The following is a 19,394-nucleotide window of genomic DNA, read 5'->3' as shown; positions in this document are numbered from 1 at the left end:
GGTTTCATATTTAACGTCCACCTGGCTCCGTGCCGGATGGGGTTGTTTAACATACCCGCTAACACTCCATTGCTGCGGGGGTACTGCTATAATTCGGAGGCCGTGTCGCTTAACGATCAGGCGACAGCCAGTTTTTCGCGCGCATAGTGTAGCGCTTTTTCAATTACTTGCTCAATGTTTAGTTCAGTAGAATCGAGAACTAACGCATCAGCAGCCGGGACAAGCGGCGCCACGCTGCGATTGCGGTCGCGATCGTCACGCTCTTTTATCTCGGACAAAAGACGTTCAAAGTTAACACTAAAGCCCTTATCCTGCAACTGCAGCATACGCCGATGGGCGCGCTCTTCAGCGGATGCATCGAGGAAAATTTTCACTGGCGCATCGGGAAATACCACGGTTCCCATGTCGCGTCCGTCGGCAATCAGGCCCGGCAATTCGCGGAACGCACGCTGGCGACGCAATAAGGCTTCGCGCACACGTGGAAACGCCGCCACTTTCGAGGCGGTATTGGCGACTTCCTGAGTACGGATCTCGGCGCTGACGTCCTCACCTTCAAGCACCACTTCAAGACTGCCGTCAGTAGAGATAAAACGCACGTCCAGATGCGCGGCCAGCGGCACTAGCGCCTCTTCGGATTCAACATCGACATGGTGATGCAGCGCAGCGAGTGCCAGCACGCGATAGATGGCACCGGAATCCAGCAGATGCCAGCCCAGCGCTTCTGCCATTGCCTTGCACAATGTGCCCTTACCCGCACCGCCAGGCCCATCAATGGTGATTACCGGAATCGTTGCCGTCATCTTTTTCTCCTTCAGCAAGGCGCATAGAATGTAAACGCCGTGCATTATACGCATCTATACGCGGGAAAGTGAGCATTGCTTGCAAATTACGGACTACCAGAAAAGGATCGCAGAAGAATTGCGCAATTATAGCGGGCTGATGGAATACCAGCCCGTGAGATGACAATGTTTTACTTTTTGTTTTACGTTTTACCGAGACACATTACGCCAGGGTGCTGATACGCGCCAGCTGCTCGAAGTAATCCGGGAAGGTTTTCGCCGTACACTTCGGGTCGAGAATCGTCACCGGCGTATCGGAAAGCGCTACCAGCGAGAAGCACATTGCCATACGGTGATCGTTATAGGTGCCAATCTCAGCAAACTGCAGCGTCAGCGGAGGCGTAATGCGGATGTAATCCTCGCCCTCTTCCACTTCAGCGCCCACTTTACGCAACTCTGTCGCCATCGCAAACAGGCGATCGGTCTCTTTGACGCGCCAGTTATAGATGTTACGCAGCGTGGTGGTCCCTTTTGCAAACAGCGCCGCGGTGGCAATGGTCATTGCCGCATCCGGAATATGATTCATATCCATATCGATGGCGTTGAGTTCGCCGTGGGTACAGGCAATAAAATCGTCGCCCCAGGTAACGGTTGCGCCCATTTTTTCCAGCACGTCAGCAAAACGAATATCGCCCTGAACGCTGTTACGGCCGATGCCGGTCACTTTTACCGTACCGCCCTTAATGGCGCCCGCCGCGAGGAAGTAGGACGCGGAAGAGGCATCGCCCTCAACCAGGTAGTCACCCGGGGAGAGATACTGCTGGTTGCCGCGGACGACAAAACGCTGATAGGACTGGTTTTCAACGTTAACGCCGAAGGTCTTCATCAGGTGCAGCGTAATATCAATATAGGGTTTGGAAACCAGATCGCCTTTAATGGTGATAACGGTATCCTGCGGCGCCAACGGGGCTGTCATCAGCAGCGCGGTCAGGAACTGGCTGGAGACGCTGCCGTCTACTTCTACCTGGCCACCGGCAAAACCACCACGCAGGCGCAGAGGCGGATAGTTTTCCTGCTCCAGATAATCAATCTGCGCGCCACCCTGGCGAAGGGCATCCACCAGATGACCAATCGGGCGCTCTTTCATGCGCGGTTCGCCGGTCAGCACGATATCGTTGCTACCCAGGCACAATGCCGCCGCCAGCGGACGCATGGCGGTTCCGGCGTTACCGAGGAACAGCTCGAGGGCATTACCGGCCTGCAGCGGACCCGCGTTACCGACAACTTCACAACGGGTACGGTCAGAAGACAGGGTGTAATGAACTCCCAGGGCGCTCAGGGCATTCAGCATGTGGCGAACATCGTCGCTGTCCAGCAGGTTGGTCAGCACCGTGGTGCCACGGGCTAATGCCGCCAGCAGCAAAGCGCGGTTAGAGACACTTTTTGACCCAGGCAGGTTCACGGTGCCATCTACTCGCGCAATGGGTTGTAACGTCAGGGATTCCATCAGACTTAACTCTCAAACAAACAGAATAAAAACCCCGCAGACCGGCTGCGGGGATGAAAAACAGAACAGCGATCAACCGTGGCGGCGTTCAAAGTCCTGCATAAAGTCGGTCAGTGCCTTCACGCCCGCCAGCGGCATCGCGTTATAGATAGAGGCACGCATCCCACCAACCACGCGGTGGCCTTTCAGGGCATGCAGACCCGCAGCGAAGGACTCTTCAAGGAACAGCTTATCCAGCGCGCTGTCAGCCAGCTGGAACGGCACGTTCATACGCGAGCGATTAGCTGCGGCAACGTCGTTGCGATAGAAGCCGCTGTTATCGATGATGCCGTAGAGTAAATCGGCTTTTTGCTGGTTGATGTTGTCCATAACGGCAACACCGCCCTGCTCTTTCAGCCATTTGAACACCAGGCCAGCCAGGTACCAGGCAAAGGTAGGCGGGGTGTTGAACATTGAGTCGTTGGCATCCAGTACGGAGTAGTCAAGGATGGAAGGACAAGCAATGCTGGCTTTACCCAGCAGATCTTCACGCACAATCACCAGCGTCAGGCCGGCCGGACCGATGTTTTTCTGCGCGCCCGCGTAGATCACGCCGTAGCGGCTGACATCGATAGGGGAAGACAGAATGGTGGAGGAGAAGTCCGCCGCAACAACCACGTCGTCGGCAAAATTCGGCGTTTCATTAATCGCGATGCCGTCGATGGTTTCATTCGGGCAATAGTGCAGATAAGCTGCACCCGGCGTCAGTTGCCATTCGCTCATCGGTTTCACCGCACGCAGGCCATCAACCGTCACTTTGGCGTCAATGCTGTTCGGTGAACAATATTTTTTCGCTTCTTTGATCGCGCTGGCTGCCCAGTAGCCGGCATCAACATAGTCAGCGGTGGTTTTATCGCCGAGCAGGTTCAGCGGAACACCGGCAAACTGCCCGCGGCCACCGCCGTGGCAGAATAAAACTTTATAGTTGGAAGGGATATTGAGCAGATCGCGAAAATCCTGTTCCGCCGTCTCGGCCACCTGGATAAACTCTTTACCACGGTGGCTGATCTCCATCACCGACGTACCCAGCCCCTGCCAGTTGCACAGTTCTTGCTGCGCCAGTTTGAGAACTTCCGCCGGCAGCATTGCCGGGCCCGAACTAAAGTTATAGACCTGAGCCATTTCCCCTCACCACGTTGCTATGTTATTTGCTCGCGAACCGCCGCGGGCTATCAGTAATCCCTGTATCGGTGCACCACATCATTCCACACGCGTCAAGATGACAGGTCCGGGCGTGACCAGGTGCTGAGATTAGCAACCAGGGTAAGCAGACTGAGCCAGCAAAGAGGCGGTTGGAAAGAGGATGTATATATCGGTTTTATCATTCAGTGACACGCACCGCAATGGGTAAAACCGGCCGAGGGTGAAATGCGCGCTCCGTCACACAAAAGAATCTGCCATCTTGACGTCATAAAACCGACATAATTGCTACTATTACGCTGGAATTACCGTCTCTGCCTTCAACCCTGCTGCATTTATCCTTCCCCTGGAAATTGAGCCGATCGAACGATAAGAGAGCAGTGATGAATTCCCCTGCGCAACGAGATAGCGCCTGCCATCTAAAAGCCGTATCATTGCGCGCTTTACGTACGATAAAAGTGATCGCCATGACTCAAACATTTATACCCGGCAAAGACGCCGCCCTGGAAGACTCCATCGCGCGCTTCCAGCAAAAGTTGCTCGACCTCGGATTTGATATTGAAGAGGCCTCATGGCTGAATCCGGTACCGCACGTGTGGTCCGTCCATATCCGCGATAAAGCCTGCTCGCTGTGCTTCACCAACGGCAAAGGGGCAACGAAAAAAGCGGCGCTGGCCTCCGCGCTGGGTGAATATTTTGAACGCCTCTCCACCAACTACTTTTTCGCTGACTTCTGGTTAGGCGAAACCATCGCCAACGGGCCGTTCGTTCACTATCCGAATGAAAAATGGTTCCCGCTGACCGAAGATGACGAGGTGCCGGAAGGCCTGCTGGATCCGCGCCTGCGCGCCTTCTACGATCCTGACGATCAACTGACTGCCAGCATGCTGGTCGATCTGCAGTCCGGTAACGACGATCGCGGCGTGTGCGGCCTGCCGTTCACCCGCCAGTCCGATGGCGAAACCGTCTATATCCCAATGAATATTGTCGGTAACCTGTATGTTTCAAACGGGATGTCCGCGGGTAACACCGCGAATGAAGCCCGCGTGCAGGCACTGTCAGAAGTCTTTGAGCGTCACATTAAAAACCGCATCATCGCTGAGAGCATCAGCCTGCCGGAAATCCCTGCGGAAGTGATGGCACGCTATCCGGGCGTGGTGGAGTCAATCAACAAACTCGAAGCCGAAGGTTTCCCTATCTTTGCTTACGATGGCTCGCTGGGCGGCAAATACCCGGTGATCTGCGTGGTGCTGTTTAACCCGGCGAATGGTACCTGCTTCGCCTCTTTCGGCGCCCACCCGGACTTCGGCGTCGCGCTGGAGCGTACCGTTACCGAACTGCTGCAAGGCCGCAGCCTGAAAGACCTCGACGTCTTCACACCGCCAACCTTCGATGACGAAGAAGTGGCCGAACATGCCAACCTAGAAACCCACTTTATTGATTCCAGCGGTTTGATCTCCTGGGATATGTTCAAGCAGGATGCCGACTATCCGTTCGTCGACTGGAGCTTCTCCGGTACGACGGAAGAAGAGTTCGCCACCCTGATGGCTATCTTTAAAGAAGAAGATAAAGAAGTTTACATCGCCGATTACGAACACCTTAGCGTCTACGCCTGCCGCATCATCGTTCCGGGCATGTCGGACATTTATCCGGCAGAAGATCTGTGGCTGGCCAATAACAGCATGGGCAGCCATCTGCGCGACACGATCCTTTCTCTGCCGGGTAGTGAATGGCAGAAAGAAGATTATCTGGCGCTAATCGAGCAACTGGACGACGAGGGGAATGATGACTTTACCCGCGTACGCGAGCTGCTGGGCCTGGCAACGGGTAAAGACAACGGCTGGTACACCTTACGTATTGGTGAACTGAAGGCCATGCTGGCACTGGCCGGCGGCGATCTGGAGCAGGCGCTAATCTGGACTGAATGGACCATTGAATTCAATGCTTCCATCTTCAGCGCTGAACGCGCCAACTACTACCGCTGCCTGCAAACGCTGCTGCTGCTCAGCCAGGAAGAAGAGCGTCAACCTCTGCAGTACCTGAATGCCTTTGTGCGCATGTACGGGGCTGACGCGGTTGAAGCCGCCAGCGCGGCGCTGAGCGGTGAAGCGCCGTTCTACGGTCTGCAACCGGTCGATAGCGATCTCAAGGCCTTCCCTGCCCATCAGTCGTTACTGCAAGCATACGAAAAGCTGCAGCGCGCAAAAGCGGCCTTCTGGTCCAAATAAGGCTTTAAATATCTGGTAAGCGTATTTTCAACGGGGTCGATGGGACCCCGTTTTTCATCGCTGAGCAAACCCGCCGCTAATTTGTGGTTGCCACGTTAAATTAACGTAAATTTTTTTTACGTAGCGGCTTTGGTTGTTAATTTTAATAAAATATACTCCATTTTAATTAACCGTCAGCGTTGCCCTAAACTGAAAAAAATCAACATATTTTGTAAATTTTAAAATTTATTTTCCCATTAAAAAACAAAAAGTTACCTCCATAATTAGTAGAAACCATACGCATACAGGGCTTATAGTTCCGGTGGGATATGATCTACATCAATTTCCCTTCTATAATGCTTTGTTAGTATCTCACCGCCAACTTTTATAAAGAGAGAGTTAGTGTGAAAGCTGACAACCCTTTTGATCTTTTACTCCCTGCAGCCATGGCGAAAGTTGCCGAAGAAGCAGGTGTCTACAAAGCGACAAAGCACCCGATGAAGACGTTTTATCTGGCGATCACCGCTGGTGTTTTCATCTCAATCGCTTTTGTCTTCTATATAACAGCGACAACCGGTACTGCCGCGATGCCTTTCGGCATTGCCAAACTGATCGGAGGGATCTGCTTTTCACTCGGCCTGATTCTCTGCGTCATTTGCGGTGCTGACCTGTTTACCTCCACCGTTCTTATCGTCGTGGCGAAAGCCAGCGGACGAATTACCTGGGGTCAACTGGCAAGAAACTGGCTCAACGTCTATGTTGGTAACCTGATAGGCGCATTGCTGTTTGTATTGCTGATGTGGTTGTCTGGCGAGTATATGGCCGCCAACGGCGGTTGGGGTCTTAACGTCCTGCAAACCGCTGACCATAAAATGCACCATACTTTTATTGAAGCCGTGTGTCTGGGTATCCTGGCGAACCTGATGGTCTGTCTGGCGGTGTGGATGAGCTACTCCGGTCGCAGCCTGATGGATAAAGCCATGATTATGGTTTTACCCGTAGCTATGTTTGTTGCCAGCGGCTTTGAGCACAGTATCGCTAACATGTTTATGATCCCGCTGGGTATCGTAATCCGCGACTTTGCAAGCCCGGAATTTTGGACCGCAGTCGGTTCTGCTCCGGAAAATTTCTCTCACCTGACCGTCATGAACTTCATTACTGATAACCTGATTCCGGTAACTATCGGGAACATTATCGGCGGTGGTCTGCTGGTTGGGTTGACATACTGGGTCATTTACCTGCGTGGCGACGACCATCACTAAGGGCCGTTTCAGGCAGTAAATAAAAAATCCACTTAAGAAGGTAGGTGTTACATGTCCGAGCTTAATGAAAAGTTAGCCACAGCCTGGGAAGGTTTTGCGAAAGGTGACTGGCAGAAAGAAGTCAACGTACGTGACTTTATCCAGAAAAACTATACCCCTTATGAAGGTGACGAGTCCTTCCTGGCTGGCGCAACTGAAGCGACAACCAAGCTGTGGGACAACGTCATGGAAGGCGTTAAACAGGAAAACCGTACTCACGCACCTGTTGATTTCGACACTTCCCTTGCATCCACCATCACTTCTCATGACGCAGGCTATATCAACAAAGCCCTTGAGAAAATCGTTGGTCTGCAAACTGAAAAACCGCTGAAACGTGCAATTATCCCGTTCGGCGGCATCAAAATGGTTGAAGGTTCCTGCAAAGCGTACGATCGCGAACTGGACCCGATGCTGAAAAAAATCTTCACCGAATACCGTAAAACCCATAACCAGGGTGTATTCGATGTCTATACCAAAGACATTCTGAACTGCCGTAAATCTGGCGTTCTGACTGGTCTGCCGGATGCCTACGGTCGTGGCCGTATCATCGGTGACTACCGTCGCGTTGCGCTGTACGGTATCGACTTCCTGATGAAAGACAAATACGCTCAGTTCCTGTCTCTGCAGTCCGATCTGGAAAATGGCGTAAACCTGGAAGCGACTATCCGCCTGCGTGAAGAAATCTCTGAACAGCACCGCGCACTGGGTCAGATCAAAGAAATGGCAGCGAAATACGGCTGCGATATCTCTGGTCCGGCAACCAACGCACAGGAAGCTATCCAGTGGACCTACTTCGGCTACCTGGCCGCAGTTAAGTCTCAAAACGGTGCAGCAATGTCCTTCGGTCGCGTATCCACCTTCCTGGATGCTTACATCGAACGTGATATCAAAGCAGGCAAAATCACCGAGCAAGACGCACAGGAAATGATTGACCATCTGGTCATGAAACTGCGTATGGTTCGCTTCCTGCGTACCCCAGAATATGATGAACTGTTCTCCGGTGACCCGATTTGGGCAACTGAATCTATCGGTGGTATGGGCGTCGACGGCCGTACTCTGGTTACTAAAAACAGCTTCCGCTTCCTGAACACCCTGTACACCATGGGTCCTTCTCCGGAGCCGAACATCACCGTTCTGTGGTCTGAAAAACTGCCGCTGAACTTCAAGAAATTCGCTGCTAAAGTGTCTATCGATACCTCTTCTCTGCAGTATGAGAACGATGACCTGATGCGTCCGGACTTCAACAACGACGACTACGCTATCGCATGCTGCGTAAGCCCGATGGTTGTTGGTAAGCAAATGCAGTTCTTCGGTGCACGTGCTAACCTCGCGAAAACCATGCTGTACGCTATCAACGGCGGCGTTGATGAAAAACTGAAAATGCAGGTTGGTCCGAAATCTGAACCAATCAAAGGCGACGTTCTGAAGTTCGACGAAGTTATGGATCGCATGGATCACTTCATGGACTGGCTGGCTAAGCAGTATGTCACCGCGCTGAACGTTATCCATTACATGCACGACAAATACAGCTACGAAGCCTCTCTGATGGCTCTGCACGACCGTGATGTGGTTCGTACCATGGCATGTGGTATCGCAGGTCTGTCCGTTGCGGCTGACTCCCTGTCTGCTATCAAATATGCGAAAGTTAAACCGATTCGTGACGAAGACGGCCTGGCCGTTGACTTCGAAATCGAAGGCGAATACCCGCAGTTTGGTAACAACGACTCTCGCGTCGATGACATGGCGGTTGACCTGGTAGAACGTTTCATGAAGAAAATTCAGAAACTGACCACCTATCGCAACGCTATCCCGACTCAGTCCGTTCTGACCATCACCTCTAACGTGGTTTATGGTAAGAAAACTGGTAACACCCCAGATGGTCGTCGCGCTGGCGCACCGTTCGGACCAGGTGCTAACCCGATGCACGGCCGTGACCAGAAAGGTGCTGTTGCCTCTCTGACCTCCGTTGCTAAACTGCCGTTTGCTTACGCAAAAGATGGTATTTCTTATACCTTCTCTATCGTGCCGAACGCACTGGGTAAAGACGACGAAGTTCGTAAAACCAACCTGGCTGGTCTGATGGATGGTTACTTCCACCACGAAGCGTCTATCGAAGGCGGTCAGCACCTGAACGTCAACGTAATGAACCGCGAAATGCTGCTCGACGCGATGGAAAACCCGGAAAAATATCCGCAGCTGACCATCCGTGTATCTGGCTACGCAGTACGTTTTAACTCCCTGACTAAAGAACAGCAGCAGGACGTTATTACCCGTACCTTCACTCAGACCATGTAAGTGGTGCTACCCAATGGATTTCGGGTTGCATCGCGGCGGTAAGTGCACGAATCCCGATGAGCTTACTCAAGTAAGTGATTCGGGTGAGTGAACGAAGCCAACAAAGATACAGCCTGGAAGACGATGGGTACTGACTGAAATCGCGAAGTAAAAAGCGTATAATAAAGGCTCCACGTTAGTGGGGCCTTTTTAGCACCTCCCCCTGTCTCTTTTGTCCGTTATCTATACTCAATGGATAACTGCCAAAACAGACTTAACACAGCCGGTTTGAGCTGTGCATCACAGGCCCCGGACGGGCCGAATCTGGAGATATCACCGCAATGTCAACTATTGGCCGTATTCACTCCTTTGAATCCTGTGGCACCGTCGATGGCCCAGGGATCCGCTTTATCACCTTCTTCCAGGGCTGCCTGATGCGCTGCCTGTATTGCCATAACCGTGACACCTGGGATACCCACGGCGGCACCGAAGTCACCGTTGAAAACCTGATGAAAGAGGTCGTAACCTATCGCCACTTTATGAATGCCTCCGGCGGCGGTGTCACCGCGTCCGGCGGTGAAGCCATTCTTCAGGCCGAGTTTGTGCGCGACTGGTTCCGCGCTTGTCAGAAAGAAGGCATTCATACCTGTCTTGATACTAACGGTTTCGTCCGCCGCTACGACCCGGTGATTGATGAGCTGCTTGAGGTGACCGATCTTGTCATGCTCGACCTCAAACAGATGAACGATGAGATCCACCAGAATCTGGTTGGCGTGTCGAACCATCGTACGCTGGAATTTGCCCGCTATCTGTCGAACAAAAATGTCAAAGTCTGGATCCGCTACGTTGTGGTTCCAGGCTGGTCAGATGATGATGACTCGGCTCATCGCCTTGGTGAGTTTACCCGCGATATGGGTAACGTCGAAAAAATCGAGCTGCTGCCCTATCACGAGTTAGGTAAACATAAATGGGTCGCGATGGGAGAAGAGTACAAGCTTGATGGCGTGCATCCGCCGAAGAAAGAGACGATGGATCGGGTGAAAGGTATTCTCGAGCAGTATGGCCACAAGGTGATGTACTAACTCCCCTGCCTTTTTAGCCATTTTCCGGGGCTGCATTCGCATTGCCCCGGAAGCACACCCTCTTCTTCTCTTGCCGGCAAACGTAAAACGCTCACCAGCAATATTTGAGCTGTCACCTGAGTGAAATCAGGCGTGAGCCACCGGCGTTGGGTGATGTCCGGCTTTGCGCAGCAGCGTCAGCAGATAAATAAACGACACGCTGGCAATCATAATAAACAGCAGATTGTCAGAGAAGCTCTGCATCAGCATCGCGGTAAAGGTCGGCCCAAGCAGGCTCCCGATGGTATAGCTCATCAGTAAAGCCTGGTTCATCGCCACCAGCTGATGGCGTTCGACTTTTTCACAGGCCCACGCCATCGCCACCGGATAGAGCGTAAAGCCCGAGGCGCCAAGAATGAATAACGCCGGTGCCATAGCGGCACCGCTCAGCATTGCCAGGCAGCCCAGAATGACGATAAAGACCTGCACTCTCAGCACCAGCAGACGGCCGTAGCGGTCGGCCATGCGGCCAATTGGCCATTGGCCAAGGATCCCTGCGCTGACCATCACCGCCATCCAGAAACCAATCCCGGCGTCACTCACGCCCTGATGGTTCAGCCACAACGGCATCAGGCCATACAGCGACCCCAGCACGATCCCGGAGATAATGCAGCCATTCACGCCATGGCGCGCCTGACGCAGTTTAAGCATCGGCCAGATACGCGCAGGTTCATGCGCTTCATCACTTTGATTCACCACACGGGTAAACAGCAGAGGCAGGATCGCCGCCAGTGCCATGGCGGTCACCCACGGCAGCACGCTCATCAGGTCCGTCGGCAGTTTGCTGACCATCAGTTGGCCCAGTACGGTACCCACGTAGTAAACCATCATATAGGCGGCAAGCAGCCGACCGCGGCTACGCGAGGTTCCGCTGCACACCAGCGCACTTTCCACCACCACCCAAATCATCGCGCAGCCAACGCCGGCGATAAAGCGCCAGCTTAGCCAGGTCCAGAAGCCGATGGTGATCCCCAGGCCCACGCAACCCACGGCAAAAATCAGGGAAGCCAGATAATAGCTCCGGTTAAACCCAAGACGCTTAATCACCCATCCAGCCAGCAGTGTACCAACCAGGTTACCGGTGAAATAAGATGAACCGACCATGCCAACCTGCCACGTTGGCATATTTTCATGGGCGAGCCAAAGCGGGACGAGCGTGTTTAAAACCGCTATCGCCAGCGTCAAAAGAAGCAGGCCGCAGAGCAACATTTGCACCGGCCGGGTGTAGATGGACATGGGTATAACCGTGAGGAAGTTTAGATTTCGTGCGCATCATGCCACTGCAAAAAACATTGTCAATCCGCCAGAAATCAGGCGGGACGCGGTTTCACGAGCAACGATAGAAGTTTTTTATCCAGCGCAACGGCAACAGAATTATTCTTTATATTATTCCATTGTTTTTATTAATTTATTGGAAAATAACGGCGGGAATATCAGTAGAAAAATTTCATGAATCAATCGCACTTTTTAATTACGCCAGAGCAGGACGCTCTGGCGTAATAGCGCTATCAGCTGGCGATCGCCATACCGACAGTCATATGCAGGCCATAGAACACACCACGCCCGAGCATCTCACCGACCAGCACCAGCACGAATGCCAGACTTAACAACGGCACCGCCGGTTGATAGCCTTTAAGCAGCGGGATCACCCAGCATGCCAGCGCCAGGACTAACACCACCACACGCCATGCCATCAGTGAACCGTAATCCGGTACCAGCGCCGAAGCCTGCTGAATGGAGCTGTGGATCGTCGGCAGTTCGCTGCCTTGCATCAGGGCAACGATGACGCTTGCTACCAGCGCCAGCAAGGTGATCACCGGCAGCAGACGCATTGCCCAGCCGTCCACACCGGCGACCCGCAGCAGCAGATACCCAAGCAGCGGCCCGCCGATTAACAGCGTCAGGAAGAAACTCAGCGGCGTCCAGACGCTATACCAGGTCGGGACAGTATCAATGGTGTTATACACGCGCACCATCATCCAGACGAAGATAACGCCAAGCACCATCGTCGCCACCAGCCAGAGGTTACGCAAGCCGACCGGCAGCTTTTTCATCACAGCCAGCAGCCAGCCGATGCCACCTACGGCGAAAAAGAGCGCGCCGCTCGCAATTTCGTTACTCAATGACGAGGCGCCGATGCGATTAAGCGAGTTAAAGGCCCGCATGGGCGATCCCAGGTGCATCGTGGAGGCGATAAAACCAATGCCCATCAGCACCCATAAACCGAACATGCTCAGCACCACACGCTGTTGCTGTTCGCGCGATAAATCACCTTTCATCAACGCCAGTGCCAGGACGATAAAGCCACCAGCGACGCATTGTCCAAAGACCGTGAAGATCATCAGCGGCCATTCATGCCATCCACTTCCCATCTCACACCTCCTTCGGGTTGGCCAAATAGCCGGTTGTATCACCACACGGACGACTGTTAGCGTTCGGTTTGATGACAATACTGGGTTTCGTAAAATGTGCTGATGGCAACGGGGCCACCGCAGCCAGCTCGCCGTGTTTTTTACGCAGCTCTTCGATCGGGCCAAAGTCCAGCGCACGCAGCGGACAAGATTCGACGCAAATCGGCTTTTTGCCGTCAGCGACACGCTCATAGCAGCCATCGCACTTGGTCATGTGCCCTTTCGCCGCATTGTACTGTGGCGCACCGTACGGGCAGGCCATATGGCAGTAGCGGCAGCCAATACACACATCTTCGTCGACGACGACAAACCCGTCATCGCGCTTGTGCATGGCGCCACTCGGACAAACCTTGGTACAGGCCGGGTCTTCACAATGGTTACAGGCAATGGATAAGTAATAGGCAAAGACGTCCTGATGCCAAACGCCATTGTCCTCCTGCCAGTCGCCGCCCGCGTACTCATAAATACGGCGGAAGCTGACGTCGGGCGTTAGGTTTTTGAAGTCTTTACAAGCCAGCTCGCAGGTTTTACAACCGGTACAACGAGCAGAATCGATAAAAAATCCGTATTGAGTTGTCATCGGTTATTCCTTACAGCTTTTCGACCTGGACCAGGTTAGTGTGCGATGGATTGCCTTTCGCCAAAGGCGAAGGCCGTTGGGTGGTGAGCACGTTGATGCTCCCCGCCTGATCCACACGTCCTGCGTCCGGGTTATACCAGGCGCCCTCGCCCAATGCGACCACGCCAGGCATCATGCGCGGCGTCACTTTGGCTTCGATATGCACTTCACCACGATCGTTGAAAATACGAATACGATCGCCGTTGGTAATGCCACGTTTCTTCGCATCGAGCGGGTTGATCCACATCTCCTGCCGGCAGGCCGCCTTCAGCACATCAACGTTGCCATAGGTCGAGTGCACGCGTGATTTATAGTGAAAACCGGTTAACTGCAGCGGGAATTTCGCGATCAGCGGATCGTTATAGTTTTCAAAACCTGGGGTATAAATCGGTAGCGGGTCGATCACATCGCCCTCTGGCAGCTCCCAGGTCGCGGCAATGTTGGCCAGTTCCTGCGAGTAGATCTCAATTTTGCCCGATGGTGTGGTCAGCGGGTTGGCCTGCGGATCGTCACGGAAGGCTTTATAGGCAACGTGATGCCCTTCCGGGTCGCGCTGTTTGTAAATCCCCTGCTTGCGGAAAGTGTCGAAGTCCGGCAAATCCGGGATCGCCTTGCGGGACAGCTCATGCAGATAACGCATCCACCCTTCCTGGGTGCGGCCTTCCGTAAACTTCTGCTCCACGCCCATGCGTTTTGCCAGCTCGGTGGTCATGTCATAGATGGTCTTGCATTCAAACCGCGGTTTAATCACCTGGTCGGTGAAGATCACGTACGACATATTGCCGCAGGAGGCATCCAGTGCGAAGTCCATCTGCTCAGAAGCGGTACAGTCGGGCAGTAGAATATCGGCATATTTTGCCGATGAGGTCATGTGGCAGTCGATCACCACGATCATTTCACACTTCTTGTCATCCTGCAGGATTTCATGCGTGCGGTTGATATCAGAGTGCTGGTTAATCAGGCAGTTACCGGCATAGTTCCAGATCATTTTGATCGGCACATCCAGCTTATCTTTGCCGCGTACGCCGTCGCGCAGCGCGGTCATTTCCGGACCCCGCTCAATCGCATCGGTCCACATAAACATTGAAATGCTGGTTTCTACCGGGTTTTCAAACGTCGGCATACGCTCAAACGGCAGGTCGTAGGAGCCTTCACGCGCGCCGCTGTTGCCACCATTAATCCCGACGTTACCGGTCAGAATTGCCAGCATTGAAATCGCGCGGGTGGCAATTTCACCATTGGCATGACGCTGCGGCCCCCATCCCTGGCTGATATACGCCGGTTTGGCGGTCGCAATTTCGCGAGCCAGCTTCACAATACGATCGACCGGAATACCGGTAATCGTCGAAGCCCACTGCGGAGTTTTGGCAATGCCGTCGCTACCCTGGCCAAGAATATAGGCCTTGTAATGGCCGTTGGCCGGCGCATCGGCAGGCAACGTTTTTTCGTCGTAGCCGACGCAGTATTTATCGAGGAATGGCTGATCGACGCGGTTTTCGGTAATCATGACCCAGGCCAGTGCCGAAATCAGCGCGGCATCGGTACCGGGACGAATCGGGATCCACTCATCTTCACGGCCGGCACCGGTATCGGTATAACGCGGATCGACGATGATCATCCGGGCATTAGATTTCTGTCGCGCCTGTTCCAGGTAATAGGTCACCCCGCCACCGCTCATGCGCGTTTCGCCAGGGTTATTACCAAACAGCACCACCAGCTGGCTGTTTTCAATATCTGATGGACTGTTGCCGTCGGCCCAGCCACCGTAGGTGTAATTCAGTCCCGCGGCAATTTGCGCCGAAGAGTAATCACCGTAGTGGTTGAGATACCCACCGCAGCAGTTCATCAGACGTGCAATGAGCGTTTTTCCCGGTGGCCAGGAGCGGGTCATGGTGCCGCCGAGGGTGCCGGTGCCGTAGTTCAGATAGATAGACTCGTTTCCGTAGTCTTTAATCAGGCGCTGCATATTGCCGGCAATCGTATCAAAGGCTTCTTCCCAGCTAATGCGCTCGAATTTACCCTCACCACGTTTACCGACGCGCTTCATCGGGTATTTCAGACGATCGGGATTGTAGACCCGGCGACGCATTGAACGTCCGCGCAGGCAGGCGCGCACCTGATGCAGGCCGTCATAGTTATCGTCACCGGTATTGTCAGTTTCAACGTATTTGATTTCACCATCAACCACATGCATCCGCAGCGGGCAGCGACTGCCACAGTTCACGGTACACGCGCTCCAGGTTACCGTTTCATTGACCGGAGCCAGCGCGTTGGCGGCGTGGGCAATACGTGTAAAGGGTAAGGTAAATGCACTGCTGGCCATTGCCAGACCGCCAATGGCCGTGGTTTTCATTAAACCACGCCGGCTTACTTCGGCAGCCAGTAAAGCATCGGGGGCTTTAATTTTCATGGATACTCGCTTTGATTGCTCACAGTTCACTGACAATCGTTATATAGTTAATTATATAACGAAATAAGTTTATTTTAGTTTTTATGCTGATTTAACACTGAAGGAGTATGCGGGTATTCACCGGGTGGATTATTGCCCGGCATCAAGAAGGGGGTAAAAAAAAAGCGCCCGAAGGCGCTTTTGAGATAGCGGTAAAATTTAGCCGATAAATTCAAGGCCGCGCATATAAGGGCGCAGAACTTCCGGAATTTCAATACGGCCATCTGGCTGCTGATAGTTTTCCATCACCGCCACCAGAGTACGACCTACCGCCAGTCCGGAGCCGTTCAGCGTGTGAACCAGACGCGTTTTCTTGTCTGATTTGCTGCGGCAACGAGCCTGCATACGACGCGCCTGGAAGTCCCAGACGTTGGAGCAGGAGGAGATTTCACGGTAGGTGTTCTGTGCCGGCACCCATACTTCCAGGTCATAGGTTTTACAGGCGCTGAAGCCCATGTCACCGGTGCACAACGCCACTTTACGGTACGGCAGACCCAGCAGTTGCAGAACTTTCTCCGCATGACCGGTCATCTCTTCGAGCGCTGCCATGGAATCTTCCGGACGCACGATCTGCACCATTTCAACTTTGTCAAACTGGTGCATACGGATCAGACCACGGGTATCACGGCCGTAGGATCCCGCTTCAGAGCGGAAGCACGGCGTGTGGGCGGTCATTTTGATCGGCAGATCGTCTTCGTCGATGATCGCATCGCGAACCAGGTTGGTTAGCGGCACTTCAGCTGTTGGGATCAGCGCGTAATTGCTGCTGTCAGCTTCTTCTTCCAGCGGACGCGTGTGGAACAGATCGCCGGCGAACTTCGGCAACTGACCGGTACCATACAGCGTTTCCTGGTTGACCAGATACGGAACGTAGTTTTCGCTGTAGCCATGCTGTTCGGTATGCAGATCCAGCATGAACTGCGCCAGTGCACGGTGCAGACGCGCCAGCTGCCCTTTCATGACCACAAAACGGGAACCGGTCAGCTTAACGGCTGCGGCAAAGTCCAGCCCGCCGTGCATTTCACCCAGGGTGACGTGATCGCGGACGTCAAAATCGAACTCGCGCGGGGTACCCCAGCGGCTGACTTCAACGTTGTCTTCTTCACTTTTACCCAGCGGAACATCGTCGTGAGGCACGTTCGGAATGGTCAAGGCGATGTCGCGGATTTCCGCCAGCAACACGTCCAGTTCGGCTTTCGCCGCATCCAGCTGTTCGCCAAGTTTGTTCACTTCCAGGCGTAATGGCTCGATATCTTCCCCGCGCGCTTTCGCCTGGCCAATGGATTTCGATCGGGAGTTACGCTCCGCCTGCAGGTTTTCAGTTTCAACCTGCAGAACTTTACGACGCTCTTCCAGAGCGCGCAGTTTATCTACATCCAGCTTAAAGCCCCGGCGTGCCAGTTTTTCAGCGACTGCGTCTGGCTCGGTACGCAGCAGATTGGGATCGAGCATGCTTATCCTGTGCTTATCGAATTAATAAAAGAAAAAGTGGCCGCAGACTACGACCACCGGAATATCTTGATAACCTTACCGCAACGTCTCAGTTAGCGGTAGCGTTTTATGGGGCTATTTTGATCCTGTTCGGTAAGCCAGGCGAGCTTTTCGCCAATTTTACCCTCCAGCCCCCGATTTGTAGGCTGATAATAACGAGTTTGGGCCATTTCCTGCGGGAAATAGGCTTCTCCGGCGGCATAAGCGTTCGGCTCATCATGGGCGTAACGATACTCTTGCCCATACCCCATCTCCTTCATCAGGCGGGTTGGCGCGTTGCGCAGATGCACCGGTACATCGTAGTCAGGACGCTCGCGGGCATCGGCCATGGCGGCTTTAAAAGCGGTATAAACCGCGTTGCTTTTCGGGGCGCAGGCCAGGTAAACAATCGCCTGGGCAATGGCACGCTCACCCTCTGCCGGCCCCACGCGAGTAAAGCAGTCCCAGGCAGCAATCGCCACCTGCATGCCGCGCGGGTCGGCATTACCTACATCTTCCGATGCAATTGCTAATAAACGACGAGCAACGTACAGCGGATCGCCACCGGCGGTAATAATTCGCGCGTACCAGTACAGCGCGGCATCCGGTGAACTGCCGCGTACAGACTTATGCAGCGCGGAGATCAAATCGTAGAAACGATCGCCTTTATTATCAAAACGCGCGCTGCGCTCACCGGCAATCTCGGTCAGAAGCGCCGCTTGCAGCACCCGGTTACCAGAGGCGTCGGTCTCGGCCATATCGGCCATCATCTCAAGCGTGTTGAGCGCCCGGCGCGCATCGCCGTTCACCAGCCCGGCAATCGCCTGGCGAGTCTCGTCCGGCAGAACAATGTTTTGCCCACCGTAACCGCGCTCTTTATCGTTCATCGCCTGGGTTAATACCTGCTCAATATCATCGCTGGTTAACGATTTCAGCAGATAGACTCGTGCCCGGGATAACAGTGCGGAATTGAGTTCAAAAGAGGGGTTTTCTGTTGTCGCACCGATAAAGGTAATGGTGCCGTCTTCAATATGTGGCAAGAACGCATCCTGCTGGCTTTTATTGAAACGATGGACTTCATCGACAAACAGAATGGTGCGGCGCCCGGCATTGCGGTTTTGCCTGGCTCGTTCGATCGCTTCGCGGATCTCTTTCACGCCAGAGGTCACCGCCGACAGGCGTTCGACATCAGCACTGGCATAGCGGGCAATCACTTCCGCCAGGGTGGTTTTCCCGGTGCCTGGCGGCCCCCACAGAATCATCGAATGCAGATGCCCGGCTTCAATCGCTCGCGGCAAGGGTTTCCCCGGTGCCAGCAGATGTTGCTGGCCGATGTACTGCGCTAAATTTTCTGGCCGCATACGGGCGGCCAGAGGTTGAAACGCATTGTCGGAAAAATCGAGCGACAGATTGCTCACATTCGCCTCTATTTACGTTGATCGTCCACTGTCACCCCTTTCGGCGGTGTAAAAGTGAACTTAGATGCATCGATCGCACCATTTTGCTGTGCTTTCAGCTGGTAGCTACTGCGCTGGTCATCCTGCTCTACCGCACTGAACTGGTGAATGGTACCGTCACGGCCCACATTGATGGTGAACTGCTTCAGGTTACCGCTACCGGTTTTCGGCGTTAGAACAAAATCGTCGCCATTTTGCTTGATATTGTACTGCTGCCAGTCGTTCGCCTGGTTACGGGCAATCAGCATAAACGGCGTGTTGCTGGTGGCATCTTTCAGCCAGGTCACCGTCGCCTGCTCAACGAACGGATTATAGAACCACAGTGTTTTGCCGTCGGATACCAGGATGCTTTCATCTGGCTGGGTCATATGCCAGTTAAAGAGATTAGGGCGTTTCACCCACAGGTCGCCCTGCCCGTCCTGAACCGCATTACCGCTACCATCCGTCACTTTTTGCGTGAAGCTGGCGTGGAAACTGCTCACCTTATCGAGGCGGCCTTTCAAATCGCTGGCGGCATCCGCCCAAACCTGACTGACAACAAAGCCAGACAGTAATGCACAGGTGATTGCGAGTTTTTTCATTGTTATTCCTTAATGTGCGTCACTCCCGACGCGGGAGCC

Annotated in this window: 14 protein-coding genes; 4 read left to right on the top strand and 10 right to left on the bottom strand. The window is 53.7% G+C overall.

Going from position 1 to position 19,394, the window contains the following annotated elements; genetic code table 11:
- Positions 1 to 116: 116 nt before the first annotated feature.
- From cmk to serC, 3 genes are all read right to left on the bottom strand, one after another.
- The gene (gene cmk / locus ACMYSO_RS22230) at positions 117 to 800 is read right to left on the bottom strand and encodes a (d)CMP kinase (RefSeq protein WP_154143396.1); all 684 of its coding nucleotides are present in this window, start codon (positions 798 to 800) and stop codon (positions 117 to 119) included.
- 202 nt (positions 801 to 1,002) lie between these two features.
- Complete coding sequence (aroA, locus tag ACMYSO_RS22225; RefSeq protein ID WP_434667932.1) at positions 1,003 to 2,286, bottom strand: 3-phosphoshikimate 1-carboxyvinyltransferase; 1,284 nt, start codon at positions 2,284 to 2,286, stop codon at positions 1,003 to 1,005.
- 72 nt (positions 2,287 to 2,358) lie between these two features.
- Complete coding sequence (serC, locus tag ACMYSO_RS22220) at positions 2,359 to 3,447, bottom strand: 3-phosphoserine/phosphohydroxythreonine transaminase (protein WP_434667929.1); 1,089 nt, start codon at positions 3,445 to 3,447, stop codon at positions 2,359 to 2,361.
- Positions 3,448 to 3,932: 485 nt separating this feature from the next.
- On the opposite strand from serC, the gene ycaO reads away from it, so the two are divergent.
- The 4 genes from ycaO to pflA all read left to right on the top strand — a co-directional run bounded on the left by ycaO (position 3,933) and on the right by pflA (position 10,329).
- A complete protein-coding gene (gene ycaO, locus ACMYSO_RS22215; RefSeq protein ID WP_434585725.1) occupies positions 3,933 to 5,693 on the top strand; it encodes a 30S ribosomal protein S12 methylthiotransferase accessory factor YcaO in 1,761 nt (586 codons plus the stop codon).
- Positions 5,694 to 6,076: 383 nt separating this feature from the next.
- On the top strand, positions 6,077 to 6,934 hold the full coding sequence (gene focA, locus ACMYSO_RS22210) for a formate transporter FocA (protein ID WP_434585726.1): 858 nt from the start codon (positions 6,077 to 6,079) through the stop codon (positions 6,932 to 6,934).
- 51 nt (positions 6,935 to 6,985) lie between these two features.
- Complete coding sequence (pflB, locus tag ACMYSO_RS22205) at positions 6,986 to 9,268, top strand: formate C-acetyltransferase (protein WP_434667926.1); 2,283 nt, start codon at positions 6,986 to 6,988, stop codon at positions 9,266 to 9,268.
- A 320-nt stretch (positions 9,269 to 9,588) separates the two neighbouring features.
- The gene (gene pflA / locus ACMYSO_RS22200; protein ID WP_434585728.1) at positions 9,589 to 10,329 is read left to right on the top strand and encodes a pyruvate formate lyase 1-activating protein; all 741 of its coding nucleotides are present in this window, start codon (positions 9,589 to 9,591) and stop codon (positions 10,327 to 10,329) included.
- A 126-nt stretch (positions 10,330 to 10,455) separates the two neighbouring features.
- On the opposite strand, the gene ACMYSO_RS22195 is transcribed toward pflA, so the two are convergent.
- The 7 genes from ACMYSO_RS22195 to lolA form a co-directional block, all read right to left on the bottom strand.
- On the bottom strand, positions 10,456 to 11,604 hold the full coding sequence (locus ACMYSO_RS22195) for an MFS transporter (protein WP_434667923.1): 1,149 nt from the start codon (positions 11,602 to 11,604) through the stop codon (positions 10,456 to 10,458).
- A 272-nt stretch (positions 11,605 to 11,876) separates the two neighbouring features.
- Positions 11,877 to 12,740 carry a dimethyl sulfoxide reductase anchor subunit family protein gene (locus ACMYSO_RS22190; protein WP_434667920.1) on the bottom strand — a complete coding sequence of 288 codons (864 nt, stop codon included), beginning with the start codon at positions 12,738 to 12,740 and terminating at the stop codon, positions 11,877 to 11,879.
- A 1-nt stretch (position 12,741) separates the two neighbouring features.
- Positions 12,742 to 13,359 (bottom strand): DMSO/selenate family reductase complex B subunit, encoded by a 618-nt coding sequence (locus ACMYSO_RS22185; RefSeq protein ID WP_123756161.1) that lies wholly within the window; start codon positions 13,357 to 13,359, stop codon positions 12,742 to 12,744.
- Positions 13,360 to 13,369: 10 nt separating this feature from the next.
- Positions 13,370 to 15,808, bottom strand: a complete 2,439-nt coding sequence (gene dmsA / locus ACMYSO_RS22180) for a dimethylsulfoxide reductase subunit A (RefSeq protein WP_434667917.1) — start codon at positions 15,806 to 15,808, stop codon at positions 13,370 to 13,372.
- A gap of 198 nt (positions 15,809 to 16,006) precedes the next feature.
- Positions 16,007 to 17,299, bottom strand: a complete 1,293-nt coding sequence (gene serS, locus ACMYSO_RS22175) for a serine--tRNA ligase (protein WP_434667914.1) — start codon at positions 17,297 to 17,299, stop codon at positions 16,007 to 16,009.
- A gap of 92 nt (positions 17,300 to 17,391) precedes the next feature.
- A complete protein-coding gene (locus ACMYSO_RS22170) occupies positions 17,392 to 18,735 on the bottom strand; it encodes a replication-associated recombination protein A (RefSeq protein ID WP_434667911.1) in 1,344 nt (447 codons plus the stop codon).
- Positions 18,736 to 18,743: 8 nt separating this feature from the next.
- Positions 18,744 to 19,355, bottom strand: coding sequence for an outer membrane lipoprotein chaperone LolA (gene lolA, locus ACMYSO_RS22165; protein ID WP_434585734.1), 612 nt, complete (start codon positions 19,353 to 19,355; stop codon positions 18,744 to 18,746).
- Positions 19,356 to 19,394: the final 39 nt, after the last annotated feature.

It is taken from the genome of Klebsiella sp. B345, assembly GCF_051131735.1.
In the GTDB taxonomy this organism is placed as follows: Bacteria; Pseudomonadota; Gammaproteobacteria; order Enterobacterales; family Enterobacteriaceae; genus Klebsiella.
This window is presented reverse-complemented; position numbering and strand designations above follow the sequence as displayed.

Excerpts from the sequence above, each read along its gene's own strand:
- cmk (WP_154143396.1), bottom strand. The coding sequence starts at position 800 with ATGACGGCAACGATTCCGGTAATCACCATTGATGGGCCTGGCGGTGCG.
- aroA (WP_434667932.1), bottom strand. The coding sequence starts at position 2,286 with ATGGAATCCCTGACGTTACAACCCATTGCGCGAGTAGATGGCACCGTG.
- serC (WP_434667929.1), bottom strand. The coding sequence starts at position 3,447 with ATGGCTCAGGTCTATAACTTTAGTTCGGGCCCGGCAATGCTGCCGGCG.
- ycaO (WP_434585725.1), top strand. The coding sequence starts at position 3,933 with ATGACTCAAACATTTATACCCGGCAAAGACGCCGCCCTGGAAGACTCC.
- pflB (WP_434667926.1), top strand. The coding sequence starts at position 6,986 with ATGTCCGAGCTTAATGAAAAGTTAGCCACAGCCTGGGAAGGTTTTGCG.
- pflA (WP_434585728.1), top strand. The coding sequence starts at position 9,589 with ATGTCAACTATTGGCCGTATTCACTCCTTTGAATCCTGTGGCACCGTC.
- ACMYSO_RS22195 (WP_434667923.1), bottom strand. The coding sequence starts at position 11,604 with ATGTCCATCTACACCCGGCCGGTGCAAATGTTGCTCTGCGGCCTGCTT.
- ACMYSO_RS22190 (WP_434667920.1), bottom strand. The coding sequence starts at position 12,740 with ATGGGAAGTGGATGGCATGAATGGCCGCTGATGATCTTCACGGTCTTT.
- ACMYSO_RS22185 (WP_123756161.1), bottom strand. The coding sequence starts at position 13,359 with ATGACAACTCAATACGGATTTTTTATCGATTCTGCTCGTTGTACCGGT.
- dmsA (WP_434667917.1), bottom strand. The coding sequence starts at position 15,808 with ATGAAAATTAAAGCCCCCGATGCTTTACTGGCTGCCGAAGTAAGCCGG.
- serS (WP_434667914.1), bottom strand. The coding sequence starts at position 17,299 with ATGCTCGATCCCAATCTGCTGCGTACCGAGCCAGACGCAGTCGCTGAA.
- lolA (WP_434585734.1), bottom strand. The coding sequence starts at position 19,355 with ATGAAAAAACTCGCAATCACCTGTGCATTACTGTCTGGCTTTGTTGTC.